This window comes from Streptomyces sp. NPDC001204, assembly GCF_053598035.1.
This window is the reverse complement of the sequence record NZ_JBSFJL010000001.1, coordinates 381,837-394,893: the sequence shown is the minus strand read 5'-3', so window position 1 is coordinate 394,893 and position 13,057 is coordinate 381,837. Positions and strand designations below refer to the sequence as shown.

Genomic DNA, 13,057 nt, shown 5'->3' with positions numbered 1-13,057 from the left:
TACCTGGTCAGAGGCTTGAGTGGGGCTCCGTCGCAGGTCAGGATCGGTCCTCAGGCATTCCGCTTCAACGTCCGAGCGGTTGTCGCAGCTAGGCAGTTCGTCAAGTTCGCAGGCGGCCAGGGGCCGGCTCCTCCGGGGCCGGCCCCTTTTGCGTCGGGCGTCGTCACTGAGCCGGTCTCCCCGGTCGGGACGGAACAGGAGGCGTGGTGCGAGTGACGACTGGTCGGCGCTGCCCTACGCGAGGCGGTCCAGTTCGGCTGTGATCGCCTCGCGCAGCGTGTCGTGCCGGGGGCCGAGCGCGTACTGCTCGTCGTGCCAGTGCCGGCGCGGATGCAGCCACACCGGCCGGCCCACGAGATCGGCCGGTTCCCAGTCGAAGCGTGGCCACACGTGCGCGTGCAGGAAGGGATCGGTGTTCCCCAGGATCTCCAGGTTGACCCGTCGGAAAGCCGGGTCCAGTCGCCTGCAGGCGCGTTCCACGGCTTCCCCCAGCTTGTCCATGTCGGACAGGAACGCCATCCGCCTGCTCTTCGGAAGCTCCGACAGCCGTTGCACCGCGGGATCGTCCACCAGGAGCACCGAGTACCCCGGCAGGAACTGAACGTCTCCGATCACCGCGAAGCCCGCATCCAGCCTGCGGAGCACGGCGGGGTTCTCGGCCCGAAGCGCGCTGCCGATGCGGTCCTTCCGCCAGTTGCCGGTCACGGTTAGCGCACGCCTTTCCACAGGAGGCGTTCCTGGTTGCGGGGGTCGTTCTCCGGGGTGGGGGCTTCGGTGAAGACCATCGTCGTGCGGGTGGTCGTGTCGTAGGCGGGCCAGCCCGGGTCGCCGGTCTTCGCGAAGGAGAGCCAGGCCGTGTGCATCGCGTCCGCGAGGGGCTGGGGTGGGTGCGGGCCCAGTAGGGGGGTGTACGACGGGTCGTGGAGGCGGTTGAAGACGAAGGGGAGGTCCAGGGCGTGGCAGGCGCCCAGGCGGCCTTCGAATTGGGGGGAGCGCCAGGCGAATTCGTAGACGTGGGAGCCCGGGACGGACTCGGCCAGGCGGATGGCGGGGATGCGATAGAACCAGTCCGTCGCCACCGCGGAGAAGAGCTCCCCCGGGGTGGCGGCGGGGCGGGTCGCCCGGTAGACGGGGAGGGCTTCGTCCGGGTCCAGGCCGTATGCCGTCGTTGTGGCGCGGAGTCCGGAGTCGGGGATCGCGTCCAGGAGTCCCGTGGGGGCCAGGAACAGGCGGTACTCCTCGCGGTTGCTGCCGATCAGGAGGTCGACGCCGCAGTCGGGGCCCGGGAGGGACAGGCCGGCCGTGACCGGTTCGAACGGCATCAGATTGAGGACCGCCTCGCCCCACAGCGCCGGGTCCGGGCGGGCGCTCACCTCCGCGCGGAGTTCGGCCTGGGCGGGGAGGAGGTCGGTCAGGGGGACCTCGGCGAAGGACTCCACGGTCGGGTCGATGCCGAGCTTCGCGGCCAGGCGGGATGCGATCAGAGCCGCCGAGGACGGGCGCAGGTAGTGGTGGCAGGCGCCGCTCTGGAGGATCGCCCGGCGGAACAGTCCGCGTGCCGGACCGGTGGCCAGCAGGACGCCGATGCTCATCGCGCCCGCCGACTCGCCGAAGACCGTCACCCGGTCGGGGTCGCCGCCGAAGGAGGCGATGTTGGCGCGGATCCAGCGCAGTGCGGCCACCTGGTCCAGCAGCCCGCGGTTGTCCGGGACGCCCGGCAGGTGGAGGAAACCGTCCGAGCCCAGACGGTAGTTGAGGGTGACGCAGACGACCCCGCCGCGGGCGAAGGCGCTGCCGTCGTACGCCGACGCGGAGCCCGAGCCGTTGGAGAACGCCCCGCCGTGCAGCCACACCATCACCGGCAGGCCGGCCCCCGGCTCCGGGGCGGGTGTCCAGATGTTGAGGTTCAGGCAGTCCTCGCCGGGGATGACGTCCTCCGGGATGAGGGTGTCGAAGGGCGGCGCGTAGGGCGCGTGGGGCACGGTCGGGCCGTAGGCCGTGGCGTCGCGCACTCCTGTCCACGGCTCGGGCGGGCCCGGCGCCAGGAAGCGGCGGGGGCCGAACGGCGGGGCGGCGTACGGGATGCCCAGGAAGGACGCCATGCCGCCGTCCGCGGAAGCGGAAACACCGCCGCGGACGTCGCCCTGTTCGGTCGTGCGTACCGTGGTGCGTGGTGTCATGCCGTGAGGATCCCCAGCAGGGCCGCGCCGAACTCCTCCGGACGTTCCAGATGCACCGCGTGCCCGGCGTCCGGGACGGCGACCTCCCGGACCGTGCCGCCCCGCGCCGCGTAGCGGTCCAGGACGTGACGCGTCTGCGCCACCATCGGCTGCGCGGGGGTCCCGTCCCAGCCGGGCACCGCGCCGATCGAGCCCAGGTGCGCCAGGTCGAACAACGAGGTGTCCGAGACGATCACGTCGTCCTCGCCGCGGATCCACAGCACCGGCGGCTTGGGATCGATCAGGTGCAGCTCGTCGAGGCGGAAATGGACAGGGGAGAGGCAGTTGAGCACACCCCGGGTGCCGGGGGCCACGCCCGGCCAGGCCGTGGACGTCACGCTGTCGCCCGGATAGTGGTCGTCGCCGGTGCGCGTGGTGAGCATGGAGTCGACGTACGCCTCCTCGTGCTCACCCTCGGGACGCCACGGCGGCTTGACGTAGCAGTTCGCGAGGACGGAGCGGGGTGCGACGGGGGAGTCCTCGCCGCGCTCGCCCTTGGCCAGCAGCGAGACGAACTCCGGGTTGGCCGTGCCGCCGCCCGAGCCCGCCCCGTCCTCGGAGTTGAGGGTCCCGTCCACGCCGTGCGTGCCGCCGAAGCCGTACGGGGAGACCGGGTTGACCAGGGTCAGGGAGCGCACCGCGGCCGGACGGTCGCTCAGGTACTGCATGATCACGCCGCCGCCCATGGACCAGCCCACCAGGTGTGCCCGGTCGATCCCGAGCGCCGTCAGCAGCGCGGCGAGGTCGTCGGCGTGGTCGCGCAGGCCGCGCGTGGCGTCGATGGGCAGCGGATCGGTGCCGCCGAAGCCGCGCAGGTCCAGCGCGATGGGGCGGTAGCGGTCCGGCAGCAGGGGCAGGGTGGCGTGCCAGAAGGCGGAGGAGGAGACGTTGCCGTGGACGAAGACGACCGGTTCGCCCTCGTCCCGGAGTTCGGCGATCTGCACGGTGAGACGGTCGGTGGCTACCCGGCGGGTACGGATGCTGCTGGTCATCGTCATCTGGTCCTTTGGTCCGTTACGAGAGCCAAGTGGCGATCTGGGCGGCGGCCGAGCTGTTCCAGCCCAGCTCCAGGTGGTTGGCACCGGCCACGGTGGCGGTGCCGCCGACCGTGGGGATGCCGGTGGTGTCGAGCGCGCTGGCGATGAAGACGACACCGTCGCTCGGCCCGCGGTTCTCGTTGAAGATGCCGACGACGCTGGGGGATCCACCGGCCAGCAGGTAGGTGGTGACGGAGGCGGGTACGCCGGCGTCGTGCAGCGGCTTGATCAGCGAACCGGCGTCGATGGCGGCCTGGATGCCGCTGCCCGCGGTGTAGAAGCCCTGGCCGCCGTAGTACGTCGTGTACCAGTCCTGCGCGGCGCCGTCGACTCCGTACCTCCCGTCCCAGCGGGCCAGCATCTGCCGCTGGCCGGGGTAGTTGTCGTAGCCGCCGGAAGGCGTCATCGAGAACTCGGGGTGTGCGGTGTACAGGCCGTAGCAGGTCATCCGCGAGTGCGGGGAGGGCGCGTTGACCTTGCCGCCGCACTCGGGCCAGATGGAGAAGTCGTGCGCCCAGCCGTGCGCGTACGGGTAGTCGTAGCCGCCGTTCGGACCGCCGACGGTGATCAGCCTGCGCACGTCGCCGGCGTACGCCCGCCCCCAGCTCGGCTTCAGCGACGACACGTACGCGCGGGTCGACATCTCGCCCTTGCTCCAGCCGACGAGGTCGACCTTGGCGACGCCGAGCTTCGCCTTGATGACGGCGATGGCGTCGCCGACGATCTGCGCCTGCATCAGGTTGTCGCCCTGCTTGTGCGCGAAGCCGACGGCGAAGACGCGGTGGCCGCGCGCGGATAGGTACTGCATCAGACCGGTGGACGGGCAGGACAGGGCGCCGCAGCCGTAGCCGCCCGCCTCGCCCGGGTTGGCCCAGGCGCGGTCCGCGGTGTCGTTGGCGCCGTGCACGAGCAGGACCGGTGTGGTGCGGCTGCCGGTGTCCCAGCCGGGGGCCGAGTAGAGCAGGAAGCGGCCGGAGCTCGGGCGGGCGACTCCGCCGAAGTACGTGACGCGCTTTCCGTCCTGGTCGCCGCGGCCGTCCGACGGGTAGCCCTCGGTGCGGAACCCGGGGGTGGTGTCGAGGTAGCGCTCCACGCGCTCCCAGCCGTTGGTGACGGTGCCGGCGCCGTAGCTCGCCTCGAGGCTGAGGTAGGACGGCGGCGGTTCGGCGGCGGACGCGGTGCCGGCGCCGGCCACCGGTCCGGCCACCACCGCCATCAGCAGGGCGAGCAGCATCCGCCACCGGCCCGTACGGCTTCGTCTGTACCGCATGTCCCCGCCCTCTCGTCCGCGCTTCCGCGGCTCCGTCCCACCGCGGCGGCCCACCTTAGGCGCGGCACACGGAGGGAGGGCATGTGTGCGGAACCCACAAGGAGGGCGACCTGTATGGGGCGGCAGCCCGCGTCCCACCTCGTCCAGCCGGCCGGGAAGTGCCGGGCGGACGAGGTGGGACGCGGGCTGCCCCCGCCTCAGGCGACCTGCGCCGCCCGCCGCTGGGCACGGACCCGGTACCCGTAGGCGGCCAGCACCACGGCCAGGCTGAGGAAGCTCAATCCCACCTGCGGCCGTGTCTCCGGCATGACGACCATGACGGCGAGCACTCCGGCCATCCACGCGATGGTCACGTAGGACAGGTACGGGAAGAGCCACATCTTCAGCCTGATCGGCTCGCCGCCCTCGCGCTCGATCCGGCCGCGCTGCCGGATCTGCGCCGCCACCAGCACGATGTAGTAGATGAGCTGGATGGCGCCGGAGGAGTTGATGAGGAAGATGAAGATCTGTTCGGGGAAGAAGTAGTTGGCGACCACGGCGAGGTAGCCCATCGACGTCCCGGCGAGGATCGCCCGGACCGGCACGCCGCGGGAGTTGACCTTGGCGAGGAACTTCGGTGCCTCCCCCTGCCCGGCCAGGGTGAGCAGCATGCGCGAGGTGATGTACAAGCAGGAGTTGAGCGAGCTGAGCACCGCGGTCAGCACGACCACCTGCATCATGACCGAGGTGTAGGGAACGCCCGCGGTGTCCAGGGCGACCGCGAACGGGCTCTTGATGATCTTGCCGGAGAACGAGAAGTTCCACGGCACGATGCACACGATCAGCAGCACCGACAGCACATAGAAGGTGAAGACCCGGTACATCACCTGCTTCGTCGCCTTGGCGGCGTACTCGGCGGGCTTCTCGGACTCGGCGGCCGCGATCGTGGCGATCTCCGCGCCGCCCATGGAGAACAGCACCGTCACGCTGCCGATCACCGCGGCGGTGACACCCAGCGGGAAGAATCCGCCCGAGCCGGACAGGTGGCTCAGGCCCGGACTGGGCCTGCCGGTGCCGCCGAACAGGAAGACCACCGCGACACAGGCGAAGAAGATGATCGCGGCGATCTTCACGGAGGCGAGCCAGAACTCCGACTCGCCGTAGGCCTTCACCGACAGCAGGTTGATGGCGGTCATCACCAGCATCAGGCCGAGACACAGGGCCCAGGTGGGCACCGAGGGCAGATAGCCGCCCAGGATGCCGGCCCCGGCGACGGCCTCGATGGCCGCCACGACGACCCAGAAGTACCAGTAGAGCCAGCCGATGGTGAACCCGGCCCAGTTGCCGAGCCCGTGCCGGGCGAAGTTGGCCACCGAGCCCGCGGACGGCCGCAGTACGGCCATCTCGCCGATGGCCCGCATGACGAAGATCATCAGTACGCCGCTGACGGCGTAGCTCAGCACTGCCGCGGGACCGGTCTGGTTGATCACCGCACCGGAGCCGACGAAGAGCCCGGCGCCGATGATGCCGCCGAGCGCGATCATCGTCAGGTGCCGGTTCTTCAGGGATCTCTTGAGTCCACCGCCGGGGGCGGGGGCCTCTTCGTGGGGAACGGTCGAAACGGGTCGGTCACTGGTCGTTGCCACGGTGGACCTCGTTCTTCTTCGGATACGACGAGGGGGAGGGGTAAGCCGGAGCCGTCCTGGGGGGTGCCCCGGTCGGGGGCACCCCGTGTCGCGCGCACCACGGGTCAGGAGCACCACGCGTGGGCGGCGGCCGCGTAGATCTCGACGATCTCGAGGTACTTGCTCGTCTCGACCCATTCGTTCGCCCAGTTGTAAGGGGGCGTGCCCGGGCCGATGTTGACCGAGTCGATACCGGCCTGCTTGAGGGGGACCATGTCGGTCCAGAACTGGATGCCGCGGAACACCGGGTCCCCGCCGGTGGCGCGCACCGCGTCGGCCACGGTGCGGGCGATGGGCGCCCCGGTGTCGATCTCGTACGGCAGGCGCGGGCCGCTGAGCCAGTGGGGGCTGAACTCGACCGTCGCCCGGATCCGGGGGTCGTCGGCGCTCAGCTTGTCGATCATGGCGATGACCTGCTGCCGGACCGCGTAGGGGTCCTGGGACGGCAGCAGCCGCAGGTCCAGCGAGATCGTGCAGCGGTCGGGGACCTGGTTGTGCTTGGTGCCGCCCTGGATGGTGCCGATGTTGAGGATCGGACCGCCGGGAAGCTCCGGGTGGGGCTCGTAGGGCAGGGTGCCCTCCAGCTCGCGCAGGGCGGCCAGGATCGGCTCCATCGTCTCGATCGCGTTGAGTCCCAGGTGCTTGCCCGCGGTGTGGGCCTGCTTGCCGTAGGTCGTGATCTCCAGATAGGCCGCGCCGCGGTGCACCGCGCCGATGGTGTTGTCCGTCGGTTCGCCGCAGACGGCCGCGTCGGCGGTGAAGCCGGCGTCGATCAGGGAACGTGTGCCGACCCCGCCTTCGAAGTGGCACGACACGCCCTGGAAGACGAGGTCGCCGCGGGGGCGGGTGCCCGATTCCAGGACCCGGCGCATCACCGCGAGCGAAGCCGTGGTGGCGGCCTTCATGTCGGCGATTCCGGAACCGTGGATCCTGCCGTCGGCGACGTAGGGGGCGAACGGGTCGGTGTCCCAGTCCCCGGAGACCTCGTAGGTGTCCAGGTGGCCGTTGAGGATCAGCGACCTGCCGCCACCCGTTCCCTTGATCCGGGCCCCGACGCTGGGCCGGCCCGGCATCGACTCCACGAGGCGCACCTCGTCCGCCCCCCACTGCCGGAGCTGGTCGGCGATGAACTCTGCGAGTTCCCGCTCCCGGCCCCAGGTGGAATCGATGGCCAGCGTCTGCAGGAGAAGTTCGAGGTCGCGGTTCGACATGGACTTGCGTCTCCGTCCGGCTGAGTGGTTGAGCTGGAGTGCAGGTCATTCAGCCAGCAAACGCGGAGTTAGAACAAACAGAATTATTTGAAATCAACCATCGAAGGAATCGATGGTTCCGCCCAGCGTCTTGGCGCATTGCTCGGCGAACGCGACGGCGCGGCGGCTGGGCGCGAGATCGGCGAGGCGCACGATGCCGACGTTCAGTCCGGGCGGCCGCGGGGCCAGCGGCCTGGTGACGATCTCCAGGCCGTCGTAGCTGATCGGGATGCCCGGGCGCTGGGTCAGCACCGAGTAGCCGAGGCCGTGGGCGACCAGCGAGCGAACCATCTCGAAGTTGGTCGCCCGGTAGCGCACGTCCGGCGTCAGGTCCTCGTCCCTGAACAGGGACAGGAAGTAGGTGGCGCCCGGCGGGAGGTCGAACAGGATCATCGGTTCGGTGGCCAGGTCCGCCACGCCGACCTCGTCCCGGGCCGCCAGGGGGTGGCGGGCCGGCAGCAGGACGTAGGGCTCGGCGGCGTACAGCGCCGTCATCCGCAGGTCCTTCGCCAGCTTGAACTCGTCCGCCTCGTACATCAGGGCGATGTCGCAGCTGACACCGCGCAGTTGGCCCACGAGGTACTGGTCGGAGCCCTCGATGAAGCTCAGGTCCACGTCCGGGTACTTCGCGACGAAGTCGGCGATGACGCGTGGCAGCAGCACCGCCGCCAGCGTGCTGTAGCAGCCCACGACCAGGCTGCCCGACAGCGACGAGGTCACCGAGCGCGCCGAGTCGCGCAGTTCGTCCACGCCGGACAGCAGCCGCCGCGCGTCCGCCAGGGCCTGCCGCCCAGGGGCGGTCAGCTTCAGTCCGCGGGCGTGCCGGAGGAACAGCTGCACGCCGAGGTTCTCCTCCAGCTCGGCCAGCGAGGTGGAGACCGCCGACTGGGTCAGGTGCACCTTCGCGGCGGCGGCGGTGACGCTGCCCGCCTCGGCGGCGGCGACGAAGTACTCGAGCTGTCGGAAACTGATCTCGTGCATGGCCACGGGGTCCTCTCTGCCGCCCGAAACGTATAAGTGAAATCGAAGGCTATCCACAAAAAGTTCTGTTGGTCCTATGGCAGAGCCCGCTCACATACTTCTCGGCAAGTCAGCACGGCACTTTCCCCGAAGGAGGCGAAGTCGTGCCAAGCCCCGAGACAGATGTGCAGACGGCCACGATCACGTCGGTCCCGGCGGCCCGGTTCCGGGCCGCCATGGGCGCCGCGGCCACCGGTGTCACCGTGGTCGCCACGGACGGCCCGTCGGGCCGGTTCGCGCAGACGGTGAGCGCGATGTGTTCGGTGTCCGAGGACCCCCCGAGTCTCCTGGTGTGCGTCAACCAGCGAAGCCCGATGAACGAGGCGATCCAGGCCCACGGATCGTTCGCGGTCAGCGTCCTGGGCCGGCAGCATGACCACGTCGCGGACACGTTCGCCGGCCGCCCCTGGCCGGGCAAGGAGAAGTGGGACTTCACCTGCGGCGAGTGGGAGCGGACGGTGTCGGGCGCGCCGCGGCTCGCGGACGCCGTCGCGTCCTTCGACTGCGAGCTGCACACCGTACTCACCGTCGGCACCCACCACGTCTACGTCGGTGTGATCCGCGACGTCACCGTCTCCGGCGGCACCCCGCTCGTCTACAGCGGCCGGCGGTACGCGCAGCCCGAGACCTTCCCGCCGTCGACGTTCCCGGACTTCCCCGGCTCCGGTCCGGTCCACCACCAGCAGCGAAGGACGACACGATGATCCGTACAGGTGACGAGTACCGCGAGTCCATCAGGGACGGCCGGCAGGTCTGGGTGGACGGGGAGAAGGTCGACGACGTCACCCGGCACCCGATGTTCAAGCCGATCGTCGACGTCCGGGCCCGGATCTACGATCTGGCGCACGAAGAGGCGACCCAGGCCCGGATGACCTACCAGGACGCCGACAGCGGCGAGCTCAACGCGGTCGCGAACAAGCTGCCCCGGACCCGGCAGGACTGGCACGACAAGCGGGCCGCGGTCGAACTGGTGCAGCGGGCCGCGGGCGGGGTCGCCACCCGCGTCGGCGACGAGACCATCGGCGAGATGTGGTCCCTCTACGACGGCCAGGACGTGCTCAACGAGGTCGACCCGCGCTTCTCCGAGAACATCCGGCGGCACATAGCCCGGGCCGTCACCGCGGACCCGTTCCACGTCTCGGCCAACACCGATCCCAAGGGCGACCGGTCCAAGGCGCCCAAGGACCAGGACCCGGACATGCTGCTGCACGTCGTGCGGGAGACCGACAACGGGATCGTGGTCCGCGGCGCCAAGTACGAGACCGCCGCGGCCTACGCCAACCAGGCCTTCACCAAGCCGACGATCGCCAACTGGGGCAACGACGCGATGTCCGACTACGCGGTCGGGTTCATGCTGGACATGGGCGCGCCGGGGCTGAAGTTCGTCTGCCGCAACGGTTTCGCGGGCCGCGCCCCGGCGAGCGACTACCCGCTGGCGAACCGGGTCGACGAGGTCGAGTCGCTGGTGATCTTCGACGACGTCGAGATCCCCTGGGAGGACGTGCTGTTCTACCAGCACACCCGCGCCGCCTCCTTCATCCGCGCCACGCTGCACCGCTACAGCGCCTTCCCGTTCGTGCAGCGCACCCTGCACCTGGCGGACCTGATGATCGGCGCCGCCCTGTGGAACGTGAAGCAGACCGGTCTCGAGAAGCAGCCCGCCGTGCAGGAGAAGCTGGCCCAGCTGGCCTGCTACCGGGAGAGTGTCAACGCGCACCTGACGGCCGCCATCGCGATGGCCGAGCCGAGCCCGGGCGGCCTGCTGATGCCGAACCAGTCGCTGCTCTACACCGGCCGTGTGGTCGCGCTGTCCCAGCTCCCGGTCATGATGCACACCGCCCGCGAGCTGTGCGGCGGCCAGATCTGCATCACCCCGGACGCGGCGACGTTCGCGGACCCCGAAGTCGCCCCGTGGCTGGAGAAGTACTACACGGTCAACGAGAACTGGGTGGCCGAGGACCGGCGCCGGCTGCTGGCCTTCGCCCGTGACCTGCTCAACAGCGACTACGCCGGGCACCGGTTGACGTTCCAGCTGTTCGCCCAGTCCCCGCCGTTCGCCCAACTCGGCGCGGTGTACCGCAACTTCGACTTCAACGGCCCGCTGGACCTGGTCAAGGCGGCGGCCGAGCTGTCCGACAAGGTCGACGCGTCGCGCTGACCGCGCCGCGCGTCCGCACAGTGAGGATCATCCATGACGTTTTCCCTGGTCGCCCGTGACGAGACCACCGGCGCGTTCGGCGTCGTCGTCACCTCTTCGAGCCCCGCGGTCGCCGCGCGGTGCGCTCACGTACGCGCCGGCGTCGGAGCCGGCGCGTCGCAGAACGTCACCAACCCGGCGCTCGGGCCACGTCTGCTGCGGCTGCTGGCGGAGGGCGTGGACCCGAAGCACGCGGTCGCGGCCGCCGTCGCCTCGGACGAGCACAGCGGCTACCGGCAGTTGGCGGTGGTGGACGCGAAGGGGCGGACCGCCGCCTTCTCCGGCGAGGGCACGCTGGGCACACACCGGGCCGTCGAGGGCAGCGGTGTGGTCGCGGCCGGCAACCTGCTCTCGGACCCCGGCGTGGTGGACGCCATGCTGGCCGCCTACGAGCGGGCCGCGGGCGCCGAGTTCGAGGAGCGGCTGCTGGCCGGCCTGCTCGCCGGCCGGGACGCCGGAGGGGAGGAGGGGCCGGAGCACTCGGCGGGCCTTGTCGTCGTGCACGAGGTGAGCTGGCCGGTCACCGACCTGCGGGTGGACTGGGCGGACGACGACCCGATGGGCGAGCTGGAGCAGCTGTGGCGACGGTGGGCGAAGGAGAAGCGGGACTACCTGTCGCGTGCGCTGGACCCCGCCGGGGCACCGAGCTACGGCGTGCCGGGTGACCTGTGAGCACTCTCAAGGACCGGGCGGCAGCGCGGCTGCCCGGTCTGTCGGACCGGGTTCTGCGCCTGTCCCACCGCCTGCACGCCCATCCCGAGGTCGCCTGGGAGGAGCACCGTGCGGCGCGATGGGTCACCGAGGAGCTGAACCGCCTCGGCTACTCCGTCGAGCCGGAGTTCTGCGGACTGCCGACCGCGTTCCGGGCCCGGATCGGCGGCGGCCCGCTCAACGTCGCGATCTGCGCCGAGTACGACGCGCTGCCCGGCCTCGGACATGCCTGCGGGCACAACGTCATCGCCGCCGCGGCGGTGGGTGCCGCCGGGGTGCTGGCCGATCTCGCTGACGACGCCGGGCTCACCGTCACCGTGCTCGGTACCCCGGCCGAGGAGGGCGGCGGCGGGAAGATCCTGATGCTCGACCGGGGCGGGTTCGACGGCGTGCACGCGGCCATGATGATCCACCCCGGCCCGCTCGACGTCGCCAGGGCGCAGCCGTTCGCCGTGGCGCACAACAGGATCCGCTACCACGGGCGGGCCTCCCACGCGGCGGCCTACCCCGAGTACGGGCGCAACGCCGCGGACGCGTTCACCGTCGCCCAGACGGCGATCGGGCTGCTGCGCCAGCATCTCGGTCCGGGAACACGGGTGCACGGCATCGTCACCCGCGGCGGGGAGGCCCCGAACGCGATTCCCGAGCTGACCGAGGGCCGCTGGTACGTCCGCGCGGAGAGCCTGGCCGACCTCGCGGAACTCGAGACCCGGGTGAACCGGTGCTTCGAGGCCGGTGCCCTCGCGACGGACTGCCGGCTGGAGGTCGAGCCTGAGAGCCCGCCGTACGCCGACTTCGTCACCGACGAGGACCTGCTCGCGCTCTACGTCGGCAACGCCACCGCGCTGGGCCGTGAGTTCCCCGAGCCGAGCGCGGCGTCCCGGATGAACCGGGCGTCCACGGACATGGGTAACGTCTCGCACCGGGTGCCGGCCATCCATCCGTACCTGGGCATCGACTCGCTTCCGGCGGTCAACCACCAGAAGGAGTTCGCCGCGCACTGCGCCGGCCCGGCCGCCGACCGGGCGGTCCTCGACGGCGCCCTCGCCATGGCCTGGACCTGCCTCGACCTCGCCGCCCACGACGATCTGCGCGGGCGGCTGCTCAAGGGCGGGACCTGATGGCCCGCGCGGTCCGCGAGCCCGCGCGAACCCGGTCCGCCCTCGCCGAGGCCGCCCGCCATCCCCTGCGGGCTTGGGCGCCGGGTGTTCGGCGGGCTGTGTCGTCGACCGTGCGGCCGAGCGCCGCCGGCGAGCGGCTCGCGGCGGCGGTCGTCGTTGGCGCGGGCTGGGATCGGGGTTTCCGGCGGCGGTCGGCTCGGAGCCGGAGATCGTCGCGGGTGCCGGTCGGGCCGGGGGCCCCTGGCGGCCGGCTGGGATCGGGGAACTCCGGGCGGCGGCTGGCTGGTCGTCGCGGGCACGGGCTGGGAGCGGGGGTGCGGGCGGGGAGTGGCTAGGAGTCGGCGGCTGGGAGTTGCTGGTTGTCGTGGGTGTGGGCCGGGATCGTGGGCTTTTGGCGGGGTCTGCTGGCAGTTTTCGGCGGAGGTCGGCCGGGTGCCGTTGGGGACGAGGGGTTGTTGGTGGCGGCCGGCTGGGAGTTGCTGGTTGTCGTGGGTGTGGGCCGGGATCGTGGGCTTTTGGCGGGGTCTGCTGGCAGTTTTCGGCGGAGGTCGGCCGGGTGCCGTTGGGC

Annotated in this window: 11 protein-coding genes; 4 read left to right on the top strand and 7 right to left on the bottom strand. The window is 71.1% G+C overall.

The genetic code is table 11. The features are described from left to right. Window positions 1-234: 234 nt before the first annotated feature. From ACWC91_RS01780 to ACWC91_RS01750, 7 genes are all read right to left on the bottom strand, one after another. Window positions 235-705 (bottom strand): diadenosine tetraphosphate hydrolase, encoded by a 471-nt coding sequence (locus tag ACWC91_RS01780; RefSeq protein ID WP_281154992.1) that lies wholly within the window; start codon window positions 703-705, stop codon window positions 235-237. 2 nt (window positions 706-707) lie between these two features. Beyond that, a complete protein-coding gene (locus ACWC91_RS01775; protein ID WP_450642227.1) occupies window positions 708-2,180 on the bottom strand; it encodes a carboxylesterase/lipase family protein in 1,473 nt (490 codons plus the stop codon). Beyond that, window positions 2,177-3,211: an alpha/beta fold hydrolase gene (locus ACWC91_RS01770; RefSeq protein ID WP_450642229.1), complete on the bottom strand. Its 1,035-nt coding sequence runs from the start codon at window positions 3,209-3,211 to the stop codon at window positions 2,177-2,179. Before ACWC91_RS01770 ends, ACWC91_RS01775 begins: the two co-directional genes overlap by 4 nt. A gap of 22 nt (window positions 3,212-3,233) precedes the next feature. Beyond that, window positions 3,234-4,526 carry an esterase/lipase family protein gene (locus tag ACWC91_RS01765; protein ID WP_281154989.1) on the bottom strand — a complete coding sequence of 431 codons (1,293 nt, stop codon included), beginning with the start codon at window positions 4,524-4,526 and terminating at the stop codon, window positions 3,234-3,236. A gap of 197 nt (window positions 4,527-4,723) precedes the next feature. Next, on the bottom strand, window positions 4,724-6,151 hold the full coding sequence (locus ACWC91_RS01760; protein WP_225075386.1) for an amino acid permease: 1,428 nt from the start codon (window positions 6,149-6,151) through the stop codon (window positions 4,724-4,726). A gap of 104 nt (window positions 6,152-6,255) precedes the next feature. Beyond that, on the bottom strand, window positions 6,256-7,401 hold the full coding sequence (locus tag ACWC91_RS01755; protein WP_225075387.1) for a M20 family metallopeptidase: 1,146 nt from the start codon (window positions 7,399-7,401) through the stop codon (window positions 6,256-6,258). Window positions 7,402-7,494: 93 nt separating this feature from the next. Continuing rightward, entirely contained in the window at window positions 7,495-8,421 is a 927-nt protein-coding gene (locus ACWC91_RS01750; RefSeq protein ID WP_450642230.1) for a LysR family transcriptional regulator, read from the bottom strand. A 143-nt stretch (window positions 8,422-8,564) separates the two neighbouring features. Between ACWC91_RS01750 and ACWC91_RS01745 the strand changes: the two genes are divergently transcribed. From ACWC91_RS01745 to ACWC91_RS01730, 4 genes are read left to right on the top strand one after another with little or no spacing between them, the layout of a single operon-like run. Continuing rightward, complete coding sequence (locus ACWC91_RS01745) at window positions 8,565-9,164, top strand: flavin reductase family protein (RefSeq protein WP_225075389.1); 600 nt, start codon at window positions 8,565-8,567, stop codon at window positions 9,162-9,164. Then, on the top strand, window positions 9,161-10,618 hold the full coding sequence (locus ACWC91_RS01740) for a 4-hydroxyphenylacetate 3-hydroxylase family protein (protein WP_225075390.1): 1,458 nt from the start codon (window positions 9,161-9,163) through the stop codon (window positions 10,616-10,618). The genes ACWC91_RS01745 and ACWC91_RS01740 overlap by 4 nt, the downstream gene beginning before the upstream one ends. 33 nt (window positions 10,619-10,651) lie before the next feature. Further along, window positions 10,652-11,329, top strand: a complete 678-nt coding sequence (locus tag ACWC91_RS01735) for a DUF1028 domain-containing protein (protein WP_281154987.1) — start codon at window positions 10,652-10,654, stop codon at window positions 11,327-11,329. Next, entirely contained in the window at window positions 11,326-12,489 is a 1,164-nt protein-coding gene (locus ACWC91_RS01730; protein WP_450642232.1) for a M20 family metallopeptidase, read from the top strand. The genes ACWC91_RS01735 and ACWC91_RS01730 overlap by 4 nt, the downstream gene beginning before the upstream one ends. Window positions 12,490-13,057 lie beyond the last annotated feature (568 nt).